This window comes from Streptomyces sp. KMM 9044, assembly GCF_024701375.2.
Taxonomy (GTDB): domain Bacteria; phylum Actinomycetota; class Actinomycetes; order Streptomycetales; family Streptomycetaceae; genus Streptomyces.
The window spans coordinates 6,042,067-6,061,642 of the sequence record NZ_CP113910.1; the positions used below are offsets into that span (position 1 = coordinate 6,042,067).

Sequence of the window (19,576 nt, forward strand, 5' to 3'; positions counted from 1 at the left end):
TCCCGTGGCCGAGATACGCGAGTGCCCGGATGGGGCGATAGGGTTACTCTGCCTGGGGCCGGGCGGACTTGTACGGGTGGGGAGTGACATGGATCAGATAACGGTGCGCGGCAGGGCCAGGGTCCCTGCGATCGCCTGCGGAAGCAACGCGACCAGTACGCGACTGGACCGCCACCTCTCGGTGCTGGCGGGCCCCGCCGTTCCGCAGCGGGAGGCGGCCGAGGCGACGTCGCTGATGCGCGAGCTGACCTCGCGTGAGCGGCACGACCGCGGAGACAAGGGCTCACGGGCACGGACGAGTCGTGTCTCGCTCTTCGCCCCGCTGCGCCGGCTGCGCCGCTCCCTCTTCGGCAGCCGCTAGCCCCACGTCCGCGTCCGGACGGGCCCACCGTCCCGGCGTGGCACACCGTGTCCGCCGCCGTCACCCCACGGCGCGTGGCGCCGCCCACCGGTGCGCTCCGGCACGGGTACGTCGTCCTCCTCCGGCACCCCTTCCGTTTCCGCACCTCCCGATACCTCTTTCCGGCCACGTTCACCCCTCGGCCCGGCGCCCCCGGCCCACCCGGCAGTGCTCCGGGGGCGCGAGCAGTCCAGGAGCGTGCGGGCTCCTGCCCTTCCCCGACCGTCAGCGTTGCCGATGCGGCGCAGTCGGGATCGGCGTGGTCTCAGATCAGCGCGAGCTGGCCCTCCGGCCCCTCCTCGTGTGCGTCCAGGACCGAGGCGGGTTCACGCGCCGACCGGGGTACAGGGAGCACGCCCGCCTGACGCAGTTCCGCCGGGGTGACCGGGTCGGCCGTCGCACTGCCCGCCAACGCGGTCTGCCGCGGGCGCAGTGCGGCGAGCAGGGCGAGGACCGTGATCAGCTCCAGGAGTTCCGACGTCCAGGTCTGCGACCAGCCGGCCGGCCGGATCGCCTCCAGCGTCCCCGGCCCGGCCTCCTCCGTGCGGGCCGCGCACCACCGCTCCAGCACCCGGGCCCCGGCCATCTCGAAGTCCCAGGCCGCCGGCGGCACCGGCGAGATGCGGCCCTCGTCGAAGCACAGGGCCTCCTCGGCACGGTCGTACCGGACAGCCGACGGGTGGGACGGGAGCGGGGCGCGGACATAGGGGCGGCGTCCGCCCGGGAGTCGGGGGCGCTCCCCGTCGCGCCGCATCAGCCACAGCATCCGGCGCCCCACCTCCACACCCGCGTCCCACATGCCGGCGTCCCCGGTGAGGGGAACCGTGAGTCCTCCGGGGCCGGGCCGTACCACGGCCACCGTCCAGGCGAGCACGTCGACGGCCGGTGCCTCCCGGCCGAGGCGCGCCGTGAGGTGCTCGGACAGGCCCGGGGCCAGGTTCGGCTCCGTGCCCCCGGGCCGGCGGTACAGCGGGCGGACCCGGCCGGGACGGAACACCGGCAGCAGGGAGGTGGCGAGCAGCGGCGGACCGGGGGCGCCACCGGCGCCGTCGGTTCCGACGGCGCCGCCCCGCGCGCGGCCCCCGCGCCCTGTGGCGGGTCCGGCCTCGACGGCGAAGACCTGCCGCTCGTCCGCCACCCGCCACAGCTCCGGGCGGGCCGCGTCGATCAGCCGCTGGTCGGGGATCAGCCACTGCTCGTCGAAGGGGGCACGCAGCACACGGACCGGATCCGGGCACGGGCCAGAGGCGCGCTCCAGCCGCTCCGTCCCGCCCGGCAGGCGCGGAAGCTGACCGACCGCAGTGCGCCCCGTCCGCGAGCGGGTCGGCTGGAACAGAGCCTCCCTGTCCGGTCCCGCCGCCTTCATCAGGGTGTCCCAACGGGCTTTCAGAGCCGCCGGATCGGGCGCCGCCGGCCACCCCCGGCCGAGTCGCGGCGGTGCGACGGACCACGGCATGAGGTCCGCCAGCAGCGGAGCGTCGTCCTGCGTCACGCTGGGCATCGTACGACTTGACGGGCGGGCGGGGTCAGGTGGCTTCCAGGGTCACGGTGAAGGAGAAGCGGTCGCCCCGGTAGTTGATCACGGCCACGTCCAGGGGGCTGCCGTCGGTGTCGTAGGTGATGCCGGTGTAGTGAAGGATCGGGCTGAGCAGCGGCACCTGGAGGAGGCGGGCGGTCTCCGGATCCGCGAGCCGCGCCTGAACGGTGTCCGTGATGCGGCTGATGTCCGCCCCGGCGATGTCCCGCAGCACCTTGGTCATCGGCCATCGCCGCAGATCCTCCAGATCGATCCGGGCGGCGAGTTCCGGACGGACGTAGTTGCGGGCGTGATTGGTCGGCTCGCCGGTCTTCTCGTCACTGCGCAGCCGGTGGTAGGCCGTCGTCTGCGTCAGTCCGGGGAAGTACTCGGCGAGTTCGGTCGGCACCGGCGCGGTGCCGTGCTCCAGCAGTTCGGTCGTCATGCCGGACTGCTGGGCCACGATCGCGTCCACCGAGCCCAGCAGTCGCACCGGGGCACCCCTGTGGGCGTCGGGCTCGATGAACGTGCCGCGCCGGCGGTGACGGGTGATCAGTCCCTCGTCCTCCAGTTCCTTCAGCGCCTGCCGCATGGTCAGCACGCTCACCCCGTAGTGCCTGGCCAGCTGTTCCTCGGTGGGCAGGCGCAGCGGGTCCCGGGGCGAGCGGCCGAGGATCGAGGCACGCAGCGACTGCGACACCTGGTACCAGAGCGGCAACTTGCGATTCAGGACGATCGAATCCGGAGCGAAGGAGGTCACGGGCTATCCGTACCGGTCGGAAACGTTCAGTGCAATGTGAGGCGCAGGGGTGTCGGCATGGGCTGCGACACCCCGGAGCCGAACCGGACTGCGGGGGCCACCCGGACCACCCGGCTACGGCGTACGGAAGTGGCGCTCGAGGCCCTGCCACACATCGTCGTAGCGCTGCTGCAGGTGCTCCGCGCGTGCCGCCTGCGGCGTCAGGGACACCGGCCAGCGTGTCTCGAACATGAAGGCGAGACCGTCGTCGATCTTCTGCGGGCGCAACTCGGCGGCGCTCGCCTTCTCGAACGTCTCCCGGTCCGGCCCGTGCGCCGACATCATGGTGTGCAGCGAGCCGCCACCCGGCACGAACCCCTCCGCCTTCGCGTCGTAGGTCCCCTCGACCAGGCCCATGTACTCGCTCATCACGTTCCGGTGGAAGTACGGCGGCCGGAAGGTGTCCTCGCCCACCAGCCAGCGCGGCGCGAACACCACGAAGTCCACCCCCGCCAGTCCCGGCGTATCGCTCGGCGCCGTCAGCACCGTGAACACCGACGGGTCCGGATGGTCGTACGAGATGGTGCCCATCACATTGAAACGGCGCAGATCGTAGGTGTACGGCACATGGTTGCCGTGCCAGGCGACGACATCCAGGGGGGAGTGGCCGTAGGTGGCCGACCAGAGGTTGCCGCAGAACTTGTTCACCACCTCCACCGGGCCCTCGACGTCCTCGTACGCGGCGACGGGTGCCCGGAAGTCCCGTGCGTTCGCCAGCCCGTTGGCGCCGATCGGGCCGAGGTCGGGGAGCCGGAAGGCGGCGCCGTAGTTCTCGCACACATAGCCGCGGGCCGCATCGTCCAGAAGCTCCACACGGAAGCGCACCCCGCGGGGGATCAGCGCGATGTGTCCCGGCTCCACATGCAGCAGCCCGAACTCGGTCCGCAGCAGCAGCCCGCCCTGCTCCGGGACGATCAGCAGCTCACCGTCGGCGTCGCTGAACACCCGGGTCATCGACGCGTTCGCGTGGTAGAGGTGCACCGCCATGCCGACGCGCTGGGTGGCGTCGCCGTTGCCGCCCAGGGTCCACAGGCCGGCCAGGAAGTCCGTGCCCTCCTCCGGTGCGGGCAGCGGGTTCCAGCGCAGCCGGTTGGGGTCGGGCACCGTCTGGTTGAAGGGTGCGCTGCGGATCGCCCCGTTGCTCGTGCGGGTGAACGCCGGGTGTGCGGCCGACGGGCGGATCCGGTACAGCCACGAGCGGCGGTTGTGGGCCCGCGGCTCGGTGAACGCCGTACCGCTCAGCTGTTCCGCGTACAGCCCGAGCGGCGCGCGCTGCGGCGAGTTGCGCCCCTCGGGCAAGGCGCCCGGGACCGCCTCGGAGCTGTGCTCGTTGCCGAAACCGGAGAGGTGACCGAGTCCCTCGGCGGCCTTGCGCGCTTCCCCGCTCATTTTCACTGCTCCCTTGTGTGCGATTCCTATGCAATACCGTAGGATTGCGGTTTCCCCGGCGCAAGAGGGGCGCGCGGCCTACTCCTTCAGGACTCCGCCCCTCCTCTCGACGGAGGACACGGAACCCGACTCCAGGGGGATCCGCGCGAGCGGACGCCTGTTCTACGCTCCCCCGCATGGTGTGGACGGGGAGGTTGGCCGCCGCGCTCGCGGTCTGCGGCGTCCTGATGGCCGGATCCGCGGGCTGCGGCTCGCGTGCTGCCCAGGAACGGGAACAGGGCACGGGGTCGCCGTCGCCGGTCGGCAGGCTCCTGGAGGAGCGGGACGACGAGGGCCGGCCCTACCGTGAGGTGGACGAGAAGGACGCCCCCGAGGTCGGCGTCGAGGTCATGCCCGACACCGACGGCGGCTGGGACGTACGGCTGCGCTTACGCAACTTCCGCTTCTCGCCGGACGGCGCCCACCGTGCGGTGCCCGGCCGCGGCCTCGCCCACCTCTACGTGAACGACCGCCTCGTCGCCCTGCTGCGCGCTCCCGGCCACCACCTCTCCCCGCACATGGTCCGGCGGGGCACGCACCAGGTCACCGTCCGTCTCCACGCGGACGACGACTCGGTGTGGGCCGTGCGCGGAAAGCCGGTGGAGGGCACAGCCGACATCACGGTCTCGGAACCGAGCCCGACCACGGACACGACCACGGACGCGACCAGGGGGCCCGCCGCGGACCCGACCGCGACAGGGTGAGCCGGGGGCCGGGGTGCACCCGGCCGGGACCCGGAAGCACGATGAAGCCCGTGCCCGTGCCCCCCACGGCCTCCCTCCGTCGCACGCCCGTGCGGCGTCGCAGCACCGAACGGCCGGCCGGAATCCTGGATGCCCGCGCCGCGCTTCCGGGCGAGGCCGGCCGCGACGCCCTGAGCATCCGCGCCGTCGCGCAGGGCGCCGGTGTGCCCGTCGGCTCCGTCTGCCGCTTCTTCGGCGGCGGGCTCGGGAGGGCCGACACACCGGCCCGGCGCACCCCGGAGCGTTTCGCGCACCAGGTCGTCGAACGCCTGAAGGCCGCCACCGGCGCCCCGGACCGGCGGCGGGCCATGGGCGTCGTGCCCGACGAGTGCCTGGACGGGAAGCGCACCGCACCCGGCTTCTCCCTGGTCGACTTCGGTCACCGGATGCCCGTCGGAACCCGCAGAGCCGAACCCGACCATTACGTCGCCGACCACCTCGCCGACCTGCTGTCCGGCTACCTGGACCGCGAACCGGACGACGTGCTGCGCCGCGGCCTCCGCATCGCCGTCGGGACCGCCGGCGCTCTTGTCCGCCCGGCCTTCCGAGTGGCCCCCGAGGGTGACGAGAAGATCATCGCCGATCTGCGGGAGACGCTGCGCGCCTGTCCGGCACGCGTACTGGACTGAGCGGGAGGGCTCCGACGAGGGGCGCCGGCGAACAGCACCGGCAAAAGACTCCCCCGCATGCATACCGGTCGGTATGCTCGGGGCGTCCGTCCGGCCGTCTCCTGGCCCGTCCGTCTGCCTGCGGGCCCGTCCCTCCGCTCGCCCGCCTGTCCGTGCGTCACCGCCGCCGTACCCGGGAGGTCCCATGTCCCGCACCGCTCTTCGTATCTGCCCCCTGTGCGAGGCCACCTGCGGCCTGGCTCTCACCCTCGACGAGGGCAGGGTCACCGGCGCCCGGGGTGACCGCGACGACGTCTTCAGCAAGGGGTTCATCTGCCCCAAGGGCGCCTCCTTCCCCGCTGTCGATGCCGACCCCGACCGGCTGCGCGGCCCGCTCGTCCGGGTCGACGGCGTGTTGTGCGAGGCCAGCTGGGAGGAGGCGTTCGACGCCGTCGCCGCCGGCATCCGGCCCGTCGTCGAACGCCACGGTCCGAACGCCGTCGGGGTCGTCCTCGGCAACCCCAACGTGCACACCATGGCGGGCGCCCTCTATCCGCCCCTCCTGGTCGGTGGGCTCGGCACCCGCAGCCTGTTCACCGCGTCCACCGTCGACCAGATGCCCAAGCACGTGTCCAGCGGGCTCCTGTTCGGCGACGCCAACGCGATCCCCGTACCCGACCTGGACCACACCGACCACCTGCTGCTGATCGGCGCCAACCCCCTGGAGTCCAACGGAAGTCTGTGCACGGCACCCGACTTCCCCGGCCGTCTCCGGGCGCTCAGGGCCCGCGGCGGCACCCTCACCGTCGTCGACCCGCGCCGTACCCGCACCGCCCGCCTCGCCGACCGGCACATCTCCGTCCGGCCCGGCACCGACGCCCTGCTGCTCGCGGCGATGGCATCCGTGCTCGTCGAGGAGCGCCTCGTCGATCTGGGGGACTGCGCTCCCCACGTGCAGGGCGTCGCCGAACTCGCCGACGCGTTGCAGGACTTCACCCCCGAGGCCGTTGCCCCGGCCTGTGACGTCGACGCGGGCACCATCCGCACCCTCGCCCGTGAACTCGCCGCCGCCCCCGCCGCCGCCGTCTACGGCCGCATCGGCAGCTGCACCGTCCCGCACGGCACCCTGGCCAGCTGGCTCGTCGACGTCCTCAACATCCTCACCGGCAATCTCGACCGGCCCGGTGGCGCGCTCTTCCCCCGCGCCGCCACCGACAAGACCCCGCGCCCCGCCGGACCGGGCCGCGGCTTCGCCCTCGGACGCTGGCACTCCCGGGTGAGCCGGCACCCCGAGGCCAAGGGCGAACTGCCGCTCTCCGCCCTCGCCGAGGAGATCGACACCGCCACCGACGCGGGCGAACCGCTGCGCGCCCTCATCGCCGTCGCCGCCAACCCGGTCCTGTCCGCGCCCGACGGCGACCGTCTCGACAAGGCGCTCGGCTCCCTCGACTTCATGGTCAGTGTCGACCCGTACCTCAACGAGACCTCGCGCCACGCCCATGTCGTCCTGCCCCCGCCCCCGCCCGCGCAGAGCCCGCACCACGACTTCGCCTTCAACACCCTCGCCGTACGCAACCAGGTCCGCTACACCCGTCCCGCGCTCCCGCTGGAACCCGGCCGCATGGCGGAGACCGAGATCCTGGCCCGGCTCGTCCTCGCCGCCACCGGCGCGCACGGAGCAGACCCGGAGGACGTCGACCGGCTGGTCGTCGACCAGGCCCTCGGCAGGGCGGTGAACGACCCGCACTCCCCGGTGCACGGCCGTGATCCGAAGGAACTCGCCGGACTGCTCACCGGTCACGGCGGCCCCGAGCGGCGGCTGGACATGATGCTCCGCCTCGGCCCCTACGGCGACGGCTTCGGCGCCGATCCGGACGGCCTCACCCTCGACCGGCTGCTCGCCCACCCGCACGGCATCGACCTCGGACCTCTGCGCCCCCGCCTGCCGCAGCCCCTGAGGACCCGCAGCGGCCGGGTGGAGCTGCTGCCGGAACCGATCGCCGCCGACCTTCCCCGGCTGCGCGCAGCCCTCGGCACACGCCCCGACGGCTTCGTCCTGGTCGGCCGCCGCCATCTGCGCTCCAACAACAGCTGGATGCACAACGTGCCCGCTCTCACCGGCGGCACCAACCGGTGCACCCTGCAGATCCACCCCGACGACGCCGAACGCGTCGGTATCCAGGACGGGCAGCCGGTACGCGTCCGGGGTGCCGGGGGAGAGGTGACCGCGCCCGCCGAGCTGACCGACGGGCTGCGCCGGGGCGTGGTGAGCCTGCCGCACGGCTGGGGCCACGACCGGCCCGGCACCCGGCTGCGGCACGCCGCGGCCGACCCCGGTGTCAACGTCAACCAGCTGCTCGACGGCAGCCTCCTCGACCCGCTGTCGGGCAACGCCGTGCTCAACGGGGTGCCCGTCGAGATCGCGCCCGGGACAGCCCCCGGAACCGCTCCCTGACCGCCCCGTGACCGAAAAGTGCACCGCGCTGTCACCGCGCCGACCTGAGTAAAGTTGTGACCTGGTGTTTTGCGCTTATTACTGACTCTGTTGCTCCATTGCGGAGAGTGACGCCGGCCCGTCGACGGGGCGCAGGGAACGGGCCTCGCGAGGAAGCGGTCTAGTCCCGGCCCGCCCCTCCCGGATGCGGTGCGTGACCCTCCCCCGAATTGAGCAACAGAGTCATTGCTCGCACGTCAGCGTCTTGTTCACGCTGCCGAGCGGGACCTGACGTCGTCGCACCGCCGGCCCTGGTGGGATGTCCGAGGGCGAATGTCGGGTAATCCACTCCATGCCGACCATCCTCGGCTTCGCCATGATCGCGACCTCCCTGGTCCTGATCATGCTGAAGAAGATGTCGCCGATCGCGGCGCTCGTACTGATCCCCGCACTGTTCTGCGTGTCCGTCGGCAAGGGCGCCCACCTCGGTGACTGCGTCATCGACGACGTGTCCACCCCCGCCCCGACCGCGGCGATGCTCATGTTCGCGATCGTCTACTTCGGTGTGATGACCGACGTCGGTCTCTTCGATCCGATCGTCCGGGGCGTCCTCGGGTGCTGCAGGGCCGATCCGATCGTCCGGGGCGTCCTCGGGTGCTGCAGGGCCGATCCGATCGTCCGGGGCGTCCTCGGGTGCTGCAGGGCCGATCCGATCGTCCGGGGCGTCCTCGGGTGCTGCAGGGCCGATCCGATCGTCCGGGGCGTCCTCGGGTGCTGCAGGGCCGATCCGATCGTCCGGGGCGTCCTCGGTACCGCGCTGCTCGCCGCGATCGTGTCACTGGACGGCGACGGCTCGACCACCTTCATGATCACCGTCTCGGCGATGTACCCCCTGGACAAGCGCCTGAAGACGAGCCTCGTCGTCATGGCCGGTGTCGCCGCGATGGCCAACGGCGGTCGGCGTGGTCCTCATATCCGGCGGCTGCGCACTCAGCGGGCTCGCCGGCTCCCGGTGGGCGATGGCCCTGTGGAGCGGGGTGACAGGGCTCGGCCACCTCTGCTTCGCCATCGGAGCCCAGTCACTCGTCGTCCGCCAGTCCGCGCCGCACGAACAGGACCGCAAATTCGGCCACTTCACCATCGGCGCGTCCCTCGGGCAACTGGTCGGCCCGGTCGCGGCGGGCGCGCTCGTCGGCGGTGCCGACAGAGCCGCCGGCAGCGCCCTCGCCCTGCTGGCGGCGGGTGCGGGGGCGGCGATCGCGCTCACCTCGCTGTGGGGCACGGAGCACCCGGTGCCGCCCGGCTCCCGCGCGGCGCCGGCTCCGCGCGTCCCGGTCGGGCGCATCCTGAGGGCCCGGGGCGTCCCCGCGGGCACCTTCGTCAGCCTGGCCGTCCTGTCCGCCACCGACATCCTCACCGCCTGCCTCCCGGTGGTCGGCGAGCAGCGGGACGTAGCCCCGTCCGTCACCGGTCTGCTGCTCAGCCCGCGGGCCGCGGCCACCATCGGCTGCCGGCTGGTCCTCACCCCGCTGCTGCGCCTCGTCGGCCGCACCGTCCTGCTGACGGTGACCTGTCTCCCGGCGGCACTGCTCTGCGCGGGCATCGCCCTGCCCGTGTCCGTACGGGTCCTGGCGCTGATGCCGGCGGTGCCCGGCTTCCGCCTGGGGTCGGCCAGCCGCTCTCCACGACGACCGTCGTCCGGGCCGCCCCCGCCGGCGCCCGCTCCACCGCCCTCGCCCCCGCCTGACCGGTAACCGTCTCGGCCAGGTCGCCGCGCCCGCCGGGGCGGGCCTGACCGCCGGGTTGACGGGTGTGGCGGCCCCGCTCGTCATGCTCGGCGCGCTGTTGTTCGTCTCCGCGGGGGCGGCGCCGCGTGCGCCGTCCCGGCCCGCCGAGCCCACCGGCGCCAGGGGGACGCCTGCCACCGACGCGCCGGGCCGGCCCGAGGAGTCCGACCCGGCCCGGCCCACCACGAACTGACCGGCGGGCCTGCCGCGCGAGGGCCGGGCGCAGGCAGGGGGCGCGCCCCGGTCCACGGCCGGCGAGGTCCGGTTCGTCCGCACGGGCCCGGGCGGTAGGGGATCCGGGCAGCATGCGGCGGGGCGTTTTACCACGTGTGCGGCAGCGCCGCGAGGTCCTCGTGGGCCTGCGCTCCGGGGCCGTCCCGACGGCTCCCGGGTTCACGGGGGCGCGTGAACCCGGGAGCGACCCCGTCCGGACCGGGCGGGCGCGGCTCCGCGCGGACCGGCCCGGTCTCCGTCGGGTGCCGCCGCCCCCGCCCGCCCGCACGCACGCCCCGGCCTCCGGCACCGGAGCCGCCGCCCCGTGTCCTCGTTCCTCTGGCGTCATTAAATTAGCGCCGCTAGTTTATGAGGTGGACGACGACGCCCCGCCCCGGAGGAAGCACGATGAAGGCATACGACGGCATGTACATCGACGGCGCCTGGCGCCCCGCCGCCGGTCCGGACGTGATCGAGGTCGTGAACCCGGCCGACGGGCAGGTGATCGCCACCGTCCCCGCGGGTACCGCCGAGGACGTGGACGCCGCCGTGCGGGCGGCCCGCTCCGCCCTCCCCGCCTGGGCCGCGACCACACCCGCCGAGCGCGCCGCCCGTCTCGCCGCGCTCCGGGACGTGCTGGTGGCCCGGCAAAACGAGATCGCGGAGACGGTGACCGCCGAACTCGGCGCACCCCTGAAGCTCTCGCAGGCCGTGCACGCGGCCGTGCCGATCGCGGTGGCGGGCTCGTACGCCGAGCTGGCGGCGACGTACCCCTTCGAGGAGCGGACGGGCAACTCGACCGTCCTGCACGAGCCGGTCGGCGTGGTCGGCGCGATCACCCCCTGGAACTACCCCCTGCACCAGATCGTCGCCAAGGCCGCCCCGGCCCTCGCCGCCGGCTGCACGATCGTCGTCAAGCCCGCCGAGGACACCCCGCTGGTCGCCCGGCTCCTCGCGGAGGCGGTGCACGAGGCCGGCGTCCCGGCCGGCGTGTTCAACCTGGTCACCGGTCTCGGCCCGGTGGCGGGCCAGGCCCTCGCCGAGCACCCGGGCGTCGACCTGGTCTCCTTCACCGGCTCCACCGCCGTCGGCCGCCGGATCGGCGCCGTCGCCGCGGGTGCGGTCAAGAAGGTCGCCCTCGAACTGGGCGGCAAGTCCGCCAACGTGATCCTCCCCGGCGCCGACCTGGCCCGGGCGGTCAACGTCGGCGTCGCCAACGTGATGTCCAACTCCGGCCAGACGTGCAGCGCCTGGACCCGCATGCTGGTCCACCGCGACCAGTACGACGAGGCCGTCGAGCTCGCCACGGCCGCCGCCGCCAAGTACGGCGACCGCATCGGCCCCCTCGTCAACGCCAAGCAGCAGGAACGGGTGCGCGGGTACATCGAGAAGGGTGTCGCCGAGGGCGCACGCCTGGTCGCCGGCGGCCCCGACGCGCCACGCGAACAGGGCTGCTTCGTCAGCCCCACCGTCTTCGCCGACGTCACCCCCGACATGACCATCGCCCAGGAGGAGATCTTCGGCCCCGTCCTGTCCGTCCTGCGCTACGAGGACGAGGAGGACGCCCTGCGCATCGCCAACGGCACCGTCTACGGACTCGCCGGCGCGGTCTGGGCCGCCGACGAGGCGCAGGCGGCGGCGTTCGCCCGCCGCATGGAGACCGGCCAGGTCGACATCAACGGCGGCCGCTTCAACCCCCTCGCGCCCTTCGGCGGTTACAAGCAGTCGGGCGTGGGCCGCGAACTCGGTGTGCACGGGCTGACCGAGTATCTCCAGACCAAGTCCCTCCAGTTCTAGGGGAGTCCCACCATCATGGCTGTCCGTGCCGCTGTACTGTCCGCCGTCGACGCCCCGTTGGAGATCACGGGGATCGACCTGCCCGAGCCCGGCCCCGGGAAGGTCCGGGTCCGGCTCGCCGCGGCCGGGGTCTGCCACTCCGACCTGTCCCTGACCAACGGCACCATGCGTCTCCCGGTCCCGGCGGTGCTGGGCCACGAAGGGGCCGGCACGGTCGTCTCCGTCGGTGAGGGCGTCACCCGGGTCGCGCCCGGTGACGGCGTCGTCCTCAACTGGGCGCCCTCCTGCGGCGCCTGCCCCGCCTGCGCGCGCGGCGAGGTGTGGCTGTGCGCCGACGCCCTGAGCGGCGTCGGCGCGGTGCACGCCCACCGCGCCGACGACGGCACCGCGCTCCACCCCGGCCTGAACGTCGCCGCCTTCGCCGAGGAGACGGTGGTGCCCGCGTCCTGCGTCCTGCCCGCCCCGGACGGCGTCCCGCTCACCGACGCGGCCCTGCTGGGCTGCGCGGTGCTCACCGGCTACGGTGCCGTCCACCACTGCGCGCAGGTCGGGCCCGGTGAGTCGGTCGCGGTGTTCGGCGTCGGGGGAGTGGGCCTCGCCGCCCTCCAGGCGGCCCGGATCGCGGGAGCGGCCACGATCGTCGCGGTCGACGTCTCCCCGGAGAAGGAGGAACTGGCCCGTTTCGCCGGGGCGACCGAGTACGTCGTCGCCTCGGACACCACCGCCCGCGAGATCCGGGCCCTCACCGGGAAGCAGGGCGTGGACGTGGCCGTGGAGTGCGTGGGCCGCGCGGTCACCATCCGCACCGCCTGGGAGTCCACCCGGCGCGGCGGCCGTACCGCGGTCGTCGGCATCGGCGGCAAGGACCAGCAGGTCACCTTCAACGCCCTGGAGATCTTCCACTGGGGCAGGACCCTGTCGGGCTGCGTCTACGGCAACTCCGACCCCGCCCGCGACCTCCCCGTTCTCGCCGGACACATCCGCTCCGGCCGGCTCGACCTGGGCGCTCTCGTCACGGAACGGATCGCCCTGGACGGCATCCCGGCCGCCTTCGACAACATGCTGGCGGGCAGGGGCGGACGGGCTCTGGTGGTCTTCTGAACCGTTGAACCGTCCGCCCCGGCACGCGGTACGGACACTTCGGTGGGGGCCGAAGGGCGCGAGAGGCCCTACCCGGTGCCCCGCACCTGCTCGTACTGCCCCGCCAGGCCGTCCAGCAGAGCCGTCAGGCCCGTCTCGAAGGCACGCTCGTCGATCTTCTCCTGCTGGTCGGCGAGCAGGTGCGCCTGGCCGAGGTGGGGATAGTCGGCGGGGTCGTAGGCGTCCGCGTCGTCCACGAAGCCGCCGGCGAAGGAACCGAGCGCCGAGCCCATGATGAAGTACCGCATCAGCGCGCCGATGGACGTGGCCTGTGCGGGCGGCCAGCCCGCCTCGACCATCGCGCCGTAGGCCGCGTCGGCGAGCCGCAGGGCGGCCGGGCGGCGGCCGGGGCCGCGGGCCAGGACCGGGACGATGTTGGGGTGGGCGCGCAGCGCGGACCGGTAGGAGACCGCCCAGTCGTGCAGCGCGGTCCGCCAGTCCCGGCCGTCCTCGAACATCGACAGGTCGACCAGCGCGCTCACCGAGTCGGCCACCGCCTCGAGGATCTCGTCCTTGGCGCGGAAGTGGTGGTAGAGCGAGGGCCCGCTGACCCCCAGCTGTGCGGCGAGCCGGCGTGTGGAGACGGCGGCCAGACCCTCCGCGTCCACGAGCTCCCGTGCCGTCTCGACGATCCGGTCGGTGCTGAGCAGGGGCTTGCGCGGTCGGGCCATGGCGCACATAGTAGGGCTGCACCAGAAAACTAGCAGTGGTAATTAAAATCCCGGGGTTGGGTGACTGCCATGAACCTGGAACTCGGCGAGGAGCAGAGCGCCGTCCGCCGGCTCGCCCGGGACTTCGTCGAGCGTGAGGTCGCGCCCCACGCCACGGCCTGGGACCGCGCCGAAGAAGTCGACCGGGGCATCGTGAAGAAGCTGGGCGACCTCGGCTTCCTCGGGCTGACGATCGACGAGCGGTACGGCGGTTCGGGCGGCGACCATCTCGCGTACTGCCTGGTCACCGAGGAACTGGGGCGCGGCGACTCCTCCGTGCGCGGAATCGTCTCCGTGTCCCTGGGGCTGGTGGCGAAGACCGTCGCGGTCTGGGGCAGCGAGGAACAGAAACGGGCCTGGCTTCCCGGCCTCACCTCCGGCGCGTACGTCGGCTGCTTCGGCCTCACCGAGCCGGGCACCGGTTCCGACGCCGGCAGCCTCTCCACCCGCGCGGTGCGCGACGGCGGCGACTACGTCGTCAACGGCACCAAGACGTTCATCACCAACGGCACCTGGGCCGACGTCGTCCTGCTGTTCGCCCGGTCCACCGACGCCCCGGGCCACAAGGGGGTGTCCGCCTTCCTCGTGCCCGCCGACACCCCCGGCCTGACCCGTCGGCCCCTGCGCGGCAAGCTCGGCCTGCGCGGCCAGGCCACCGCCGAGCTGGTGCTGGAGGACGTGCGCGTGCCCACGTCCGCGAGGCTCGCCCCCGAGGGCAAGGGCTTCTCGGTCGCCATGTCCGCCCTGGCCAAGGGGCGCATGTCGGTCGCCGCGGGCTGTGTCGGCATCGCCCAGGCCGCGCTCGACGCGGCCGTGCGGTACGCGGGGGAGCGCGAGCAGTTCGGGAAGACCATCGCCCATCACCAGCTGGTGCAGGAACTGATCAGCGACATCGCCGTGGACGTCGACGCCGCCCGGCTGCTGACCTGGCGGGTCGCCGATCTGATCGACCGCGGGCAGCCGTTCGCCGTCGAGTCCTCCAAGGCCAAGCTCTTCGCCTCGGAGGCGGCCGTCCGTGCCGCCGGCAACGCCCTCCAGGTCTACGGCGGTTACGGCTACATCGACGAGTACCCGGCGGGCAAGCTGCTGCGCGACGCCCGTGTCATGACGCTCTACGAGGGCACCAGCCAGATCCAGAAGCTGGTCATCGGGCGGGCGCTGACCGGGGTTTCGGCGTTCTGAGACCGGAGAGGGCCGGCCGGTCCGAGTAGTCCGCCCGGGGCGGATCTGAGTATCCGGACGGATGCGCGCGCCGCCGTGGTCGCCGACCCTGTTCCCCATGAGTGACACACCGGTCAAGCAGCAGAGCACGGCGGCCTTCTACGGTCAGGCCGTCGTCTCGTTCGCCGTCGCCCTGGGGGCGACCGCCTTCGGCATCATCCGGCTCGAGGCCGACGCCTGGGTGCGCGGCTTCATGGCGATCGCCGTCCTGTACCTCGTCACCTCCGCCTTCACCCTGGCCAAGGTCATCCGTGACCGTCAGGAGGCCGGCCAGATCGTGAGCCGGGTGGACCAGGCGCGGCTGGAGAAGCTCCTCGCGGAACACGACCCCTTCGAAAAGCTGTGAGCATTCCACGGGACGATGCCCGGTCCGCGCTCGGAGGAGCGGACGAAGGGCAGGCCCTAAGCGATCGCTCACCCTTGCCGGTATGGTGTTGTCCCTGCCAGTGAATGGGGTGAGCGATGAGTACGGTGGAGGAGACGGCCGGCGCCGAGGCGCAGCCGTGGGGTGAGGTCACGCCCGACGCGGCCCGACGGCTGTTGCTCGCCGCCGTCGAGGCGTTCGCGGAGCGTGGCTACCACGCCACGACGACCCGCGACATCGCCGGCCGTGCCGGCATGAGTCCGGCCGCGCTCTACATCCACTACAAGACCAAGGAAGAGCTGCTCCACCGCATCAGCAGGATCGGCCACGAGAAGGCCCTGGACATCCTGCGGACCGCGGCCCGCGCCGAGGGCAGCGCGACCCGGCGTCTCGCCGAGGCCGTGAGTTCCTTCGTCCGCTGGCACGCGGTCGGGCGCACCACCGCACGGGTCGTGCAGTACGAACTCGACGCGCTCGGCCCCGACGCCCGCGCCGAGATCATCGCCCTGCGCCGGCAGGTCGACGCCGAGGTGCGCGGGATCATCGAGGAGGGCGTGCGCTCGGGTGAGTTCGACGTCAACGACGTGCGGGGCACCACTCTCGCCGTGCTCTCCCTCTGCATCGACGTGGCGCGCTGGTTCAACGTCAACGGCTCCCGCACCCCCGAGGAGGTCGGCGCCCTCTACGCCGGCCTCGTCCTGCGTATGGTCGGCGCAGACCGTACGGACACCGTCCCGGGGGAGTAGATCACCGCCGGCCCGGGTTCAGACGTAGTACCGGGCCACCGACTCGGCCACGCACACCGGTTTGTCGCCGCCCTCGCGCTCCACGGTGAACGCCGTGGTCACCTGGACGCAGCCTCCCGCCTCGTCCACGGCGGTGATCTTCGCGGTGGCACGCACCCGCGATCCCACCGGGACGGGTGCGGGGAAACGCACCTTGTTCGTACCGTAGTTGACGCCCATCTTCACGCCCTCGACGGAGAGCAGCTGCGGGCCGAACAGCGGCAGCAGCGACAGCGTCAGATAGCCGTGCGCGATGGTCGTGCCGAACGGCCCCGACGCTGCCCGCTCCGGATCGACGTGGATCCACTGGTGGTCACCGGTGGCCTCGGCGAACAGGTCGACCCGCTTCTGGTCGACCTCCAGCCAGTCCGTGTACCCCAGCTGTTCGCCCACCGCCGCCTTCAGATCGTCGACGGACGTGAAGATTCTCGGCTCTGCCATGTCCCGGCCTCTCGCGTCACGTGGTCGCGCGCGCCACCGCGCGCATACCTAAGCGACTGCTTAGCATGGTCGGCGGTGCGGGCGTTGTCAACGGACCGGCCGCCACGCGGGGTGGGTAACCTCCGAGGCGTGCCCCAGGTTCCGGAGAAGATCCACGAACTCACGGTCGGCCGGCTCGCCGCGCGCAGCGGCGCCGCCGTCTCGGCCCTGCACTTCTACGAGTCCAAGGGGCTGATCAGCAGTCGGCGCACCTCGGGCAACCAGCGTCGCCACAGCCGTGACACCCTGCGCCGGGTCGCCTTCATCCGGGCCGCCCAGCGGGTCGGTATCCCGCTCGCCACCATACGCGGGGCGCTCGCCGAACTGCCCCAGGAACGTACTCCCCCGCGGGACGACCGGGCCCGCCTCTCCGAGGCGTGGCGCGCGGAGCTGGACGAGCGCATTGAACAGCTCAACCGGCTGCGCGACCGCCTCACCGACTGCATCGGCTGCGGCTGCCTGTCGCTCGACTCCTGTGTCCTGTCCAACCCGGACGACGTCTTCGGCGGCCGTCTGACGGGCTCACGGCTGCTCGCCGGGAAACGTCCCGCCGGGCCGGGCGCCCCACAGGCCGGTGCCGGCACCGCGTGACAGCCATCACGTGACGGTGGGGGCACGGCATCCCCGGCGCACCCCCACACCTCTCAGGCCGACACCAGCAGCTTCGACCGTCTGGCGTCCGCCAGCGCCTCGGTCGTCAGAACAGGACGCGGCACCAGGATTCCGCAGTCCGCGCAGACCGGTCCCGCCGACGGCTCGTGGTCCAGGTCGTACCGCCACCTGAGCCGTTCCCCCCGGCACACGGGGCAGGCGTCACCCGGTTCGCGCTCCAGCGCGGCGATCAACCGCCGCAGCACCTCGGCCAGCGGTTCCCGCGGATGCACCCGCGGGTCGTCGCACCAGGCCACGCCGAAACCGCCCCAGGTCAGCCGGTGCCAGTCGTCCACACTGCCCGGCCTGCGCAGGCCGCCGTGCTTCTCCTTCCTGCGGCGCTCGGCGAACTCCCCCTCGTAGCCCAGCCAGACCGCGCGGGCCTCCTCCAACTCGTCCAGTGCGGCCACGAGCCGCGCCGGGTCGACGGAGCGGTCCTCGGGGTCGAATCCGGCACGCGCGCACAGATGGTCCCAGGTCGCCCTGTGCCCGTACGGAGCGAACCGCTCAAGGCACTTGCGCAGCGAATAGCGCCGCAGTGCCAGATCGGACCGCGGATCCCGGACCTGTCTCGCCAGACTTCGGAAACCGGCCATCGTCGTGCACCTCCGTCACACCTGCACCTGTAATCCGGTCACTTCGGCGTCGTCGAACGGACGTCGTCGAGTAGACGTATCGACAAGCGAATCGGCTCCATCCCTCTTTCCGCGGCCTTCCCCGGCCGGTCGCGCGGAGCCGTGGGCCAACTCCCGTGCCCCGTGCCTCAGCCGTGGTCCCCCACGGCGTCCCCGTGGTCCGTTCCATGGTCATGTCCGTGGCCGCCTCCCTCGCCGCCCCGGCCCTCGGCGGCTGTCCAGGCGGTTGCCCGGGCAGCCCGCTCCCCTGCGCGGCGGGAACGTCCCGACAGTCCGGTTCCCGTCGGGGGGGAGCCCCGTGCCGCGGCGTACCGCGCGCACCACCCCGACAGACAGAGAACTCTCCACGGCCTCCACGGGTTCCTGAAGACCGCGGCGTTATGCGTGCCGATCGCGCCCCTGAACACCCCGCGGTCTGCGAGGAACCCCGCGGGGGCGGTGTCCGCGCAGGTGGCAGCGGTGGAACATCGGCACACACCGCCGCCCGAGGCGGGCTCAGCGGTAGAGCAGGTACTCCCGTCGCGTGCGCCGGAACGCCGCCAGGCCCTCCCGCCAGCCGGCCACCACCTCGTCCGTGTCCGCGCCCGCGTCGATCATCGTGCGCACCCGCTCGGAGCCGGTGAGCTGGTCGATCCAGTGATCCGGGCGCCAGGCGAACCCGCTCCACGCCCGCTTCGCGCTCACCAGCAGGCCCACCCCGGTACGCACCGGATCGAACGCCTCCCGGTCGTGCACATGGAGCTGCACACCCCCGACCGTCCTCCCCCGGAACTTGGAGAACGTCGGCGCGAAGTACGCCTCACGGAAGCGCACGCCCGCCAGATCCAGCCCGTTCGCCCCGGCCGCCCAGCGCCCGTCGATCCCCTCCGCGCCCAGGAGCTCGAACGGCCGGGTCGTCCCGCGCCCCTCGGACAGGTTGGTGCCCTCGAACAGGCACGTCCCCGCGTACACCAGGGCCGTCTCGGGCGTCGGCATGTTGGGGCTGGGCGGTACCCAGGGCAGTCCTGAGGCGTCGTAGAAGTCGGACCGCCGCCAGCCCGACATCCGTACCGTCTCCAGGCGCACCGGCTCGGTCAGGAACTCGCCGTTGAACAGCCGAGCCAGCTCCGCCACCGTCATCCCGTGCGCCTGCGCGATCGGCTGCCGCCCGACGAACGTCGCGAACTCCGGGTGCAGCACGGGCCCCAGGGCGGCCCGCCCGGTCACCGGGTTCGGCCGGTCGAGGACCACGAACCGCCTGCCCGCGAGCTGCGCCGCCTCCATGCAGTCGTACAGCGTCCAGATGTACGTGTAGAAGCGGGCGCCCGCGTCCTGGATGTCGAAGACGACCGTGTCGACGCCCGACGCGGTGAAGACGTCGGCGAGCGGCCTGCCGCTCTTCAGATACGTGTCGTAGACGGGCAGCCCGGTCGCCGGGTCGTTGTAGCGGCCCTCCGAGCCGCCCGCCTGCGCGGTGCCCCGGAAGCCGTGTTCGGGGCCGAACACGGCGGTCAGGTCCACGCGGTCGTCGGCGTGCATGACGTCGACGATGTGCCGCACGTCCCGGGTGATGCCCGTCGGGTTGGTGACCACACCGACGCGCTCCCCGTCGAGCGGCGCGTACCCGTCCGCCAAGAGCTGCTCGAAGCCGGTGCGCAGGCCGCGCCCTTTGCCCGCCGGGGCCGCCGGACCGGATCCCGCGGGCCCTTCGGCCTGTCCCCGGGAGGCCGCCGCGGCGGCAGTCGCGAGGGTGGCTGCGGTGGTGGCGAGCAGGCTCCGTCTGGACAGTCTCATACCGTGACCTCCGCGATCGCTCCCGATGTCATGTTCACGCACGGTAACGCGCGTGAACCGTCCGGGGAACGAGCCGGGCCGCCGCCGTTCGG

The 19,576-nt window shown here is 72.9% G+C and carries 19 protein-coding genes and 2 pseudogenes; 14 read left to right on the forward strand and 7 right to left on the reverse strand.

All coding sequences use genetic code 11. The features are described 5' to 3' along the window. The first annotated feature begins 88 nt into the window (after positions 1-88). On the forward strand, positions 89-361 hold the full coding sequence (locus HUV60_RS27305) for a hypothetical protein (protein WP_257849843.1): 273 nt from the start codon (positions 89-91) through the stop codon (positions 359-361). Between the two features lie 304 nt (positions 362-665). On the opposite strand, the gene HUV60_RS27310 is transcribed toward HUV60_RS27305, so the two are convergent. The 3 genes from HUV60_RS27310 to hmgA form a co-directional block, all read right to left on the reverse strand. After that, positions 666-1,901, reverse strand: coding sequence for a type ISP restriction/modification enzyme (locus HUV60_RS27310; protein ID WP_257849844.1), 1,236 nt, complete (start codon positions 1,899-1,901; stop codon positions 666-668). Positions 1,902-1,926: 25 nt separating this feature from the next. Then, the gene (locus HUV60_RS27315; protein ID WP_257849845.1) at positions 1,927-2,676 is read right to left on the reverse strand and encodes a GntR family transcriptional regulator; all 750 of its coding nucleotides are present in this window, start codon (positions 2,674-2,676) and stop codon (positions 1,927-1,929) included. Positions 2,677-2,790: 114 nt separating this feature from the next. Further along, positions 2,791-4,104: a homogentisate 1,2-dioxygenase gene (hmgA, locus tag HUV60_RS27320; protein WP_257849846.1), complete on the reverse strand. Its 1,314-nt coding sequence runs from the start codon at positions 4,102-4,104 to the stop codon at positions 2,791-2,793. A 176-nt stretch (positions 4,105-4,280) separates the two neighbouring features. On the opposite strand from hmgA, the gene HUV60_RS27325 reads away from it, so the two are divergent. From HUV60_RS27325 to HUV60_RS27355, 9 genes and pseudogenes are all read left to right on the forward strand, one after another. Continuing rightward, positions 4,281-4,847 (forward strand): hypothetical protein, encoded by a 567-nt coding sequence (locus HUV60_RS27325; RefSeq protein ID WP_257849847.1) that lies wholly within the window; start codon positions 4,281-4,283, stop codon positions 4,845-4,847. 56 nt (positions 4,848-4,903) lie between these two features. Beyond that, positions 4,904-5,515, forward strand: coding sequence for a TetR/AcrR family transcriptional regulator (locus HUV60_RS27330; RefSeq protein WP_443047550.1), 612 nt, complete (start codon positions 4,904-4,906; stop codon positions 5,513-5,515). Between the two features lie 184 nt (positions 5,516-5,699). Next, positions 5,700-7,949, forward strand: a complete 2,250-nt coding sequence (locus tag HUV60_RS27335) for a molybdopterin oxidoreductase family protein (RefSeq protein WP_257849849.1) — start codon at positions 5,700-5,702, stop codon at positions 7,947-7,949. Positions 7,950-8,280: 331 nt separating this feature from the next. Continuing rightward, positions 8,281-8,562, forward strand: a pseudogene (locus tag HUV60_RS27340) (citrate:proton symporter); the annotation flags it as partial. A gap of 159 nt (positions 8,563-8,721) precedes the next feature. Further along, a pseudogene (locus HUV60_RS34090) lies at positions 8,722-8,883 on the forward strand (citrate:proton symporter); the annotation flags it as partial. A 7-nt stretch (positions 8,884-8,890) separates the two neighbouring features. Further along, a complete protein-coding gene (locus tag HUV60_RS27345) occupies positions 8,891-9,682 on the forward strand; it encodes an MFS transporter (RefSeq protein ID WP_443047431.1) in 792 nt (263 codons plus the stop codon). A 58-nt stretch (positions 9,683-9,740) separates the two neighbouring features. Next, the gene (locus tag HUV60_RS34095) at positions 9,741-9,908 is read left to right on the forward strand and encodes a hypothetical protein (protein ID WP_443047432.1); all 168 of its coding nucleotides are present in this window, start codon (positions 9,741-9,743) and stop codon (positions 9,906-9,908) included. A gap of 428 nt (positions 9,909-10,336) precedes the next feature. After that, the gene (locus HUV60_RS27350) at positions 10,337-11,725 is read left to right on the forward strand and encodes an aldehyde dehydrogenase family protein (RefSeq protein WP_257849850.1); all 1,389 of its coding nucleotides are present in this window, start codon (positions 10,337-10,339) and stop codon (positions 11,723-11,725) included. 15 nt (positions 11,726-11,740) lie between these two features. Next, entirely contained in the window at positions 11,741-12,826 is a 1,086-nt protein-coding gene (locus HUV60_RS27355; RefSeq protein ID WP_257849851.1) for a Zn-dependent alcohol dehydrogenase, read from the forward strand. 68 nt (positions 12,827-12,894) lie between these two features. Here HUV60_RS27355 and HUV60_RS27360 read toward each other — a convergent pair whose 3' ends face one another. After that, positions 12,895-13,536 carry a TetR/AcrR family transcriptional regulator gene (locus HUV60_RS27360; RefSeq protein ID WP_257849852.1) on the reverse strand — a complete coding sequence of 214 codons (642 nt, stop codon included), beginning with the start codon at positions 13,534-13,536 and terminating at the stop codon, positions 12,895-12,897. A 69-nt stretch (positions 13,537-13,605) separates the two neighbouring features. On the opposite strand from HUV60_RS27360, the gene HUV60_RS27365 reads away from it, so the two are divergent. The 3 genes from HUV60_RS27365 (at position 13,606) to HUV60_RS27375 (ending at position 15,906) form a co-directional block, all read left to right on the forward strand. Further along, positions 13,606-14,757: an acyl-CoA dehydrogenase family protein gene (locus tag HUV60_RS27365; protein ID WP_257849853.1), complete on the forward strand. Its 1,152-nt coding sequence runs from the start codon at positions 13,606-13,608 to the stop codon at positions 14,755-14,757. A 97-nt stretch (positions 14,758-14,854) separates the two neighbouring features. After that, positions 14,855-15,142 (forward strand): YiaA/YiaB family inner membrane protein, encoded by a 288-nt coding sequence (locus HUV60_RS27370; protein WP_257849854.1) that lies wholly within the window; start codon positions 14,855-14,857, stop codon positions 15,140-15,142. A gap of 116 nt (positions 15,143-15,258) precedes the next feature. Continuing rightward, the gene (locus tag HUV60_RS27375) at positions 15,259-15,906 is read left to right on the forward strand and encodes a TetR/AcrR family transcriptional regulator (protein ID WP_257849855.1); all 648 of its coding nucleotides are present in this window, start codon (positions 15,259-15,261) and stop codon (positions 15,904-15,906) included. 18 nt (positions 15,907-15,924) lie between these two features. Here the strand turns inward: HUV60_RS27375 and HUV60_RS27380 are convergent, their stop codons facing one another. Next, positions 15,925-16,386: a MaoC family dehydratase gene (locus HUV60_RS27380; protein WP_257849856.1), complete on the reverse strand. Its 462-nt coding sequence runs from the start codon at positions 16,384-16,386 to the stop codon at positions 15,925-15,927. Between the two features lie 129 nt (positions 16,387-16,515). Here HUV60_RS27380 and soxR point away from each other — a divergent pair, with 129 nt between their 5' ends. Next, positions 16,516-17,016, forward strand: a complete 501-nt coding sequence (gene soxR, locus HUV60_RS27385; protein ID WP_257849857.1) for a redox-sensitive transcriptional activator SoxR — start codon at positions 16,516-16,518, stop codon at positions 17,014-17,016. A 53-nt stretch (positions 17,017-17,069) separates the two neighbouring features. On the opposite strand, the gene HUV60_RS27390 is transcribed toward soxR, so the two are convergent. Both HUV60_RS27390 and HUV60_RS27395 read right to left on the reverse strand, forming a co-directional pair. Beyond that, on the reverse strand, positions 17,070-17,672 hold the full coding sequence (locus HUV60_RS27390) for a hypothetical protein (protein WP_257849858.1): 603 nt from the start codon (positions 17,670-17,672) through the stop codon (positions 17,070-17,072). A 534-nt stretch (positions 17,673-18,206) separates the two neighbouring features. Beyond that, positions 18,207-19,484, reverse strand: a complete 1,278-nt coding sequence (locus HUV60_RS27395) for an exo-beta-N-acetylmuramidase NamZ family protein (protein ID WP_257849859.1) — start codon at positions 19,482-19,484, stop codon at positions 18,207-18,209. Positions 19,485-19,576 lie beyond the last annotated feature (92 nt).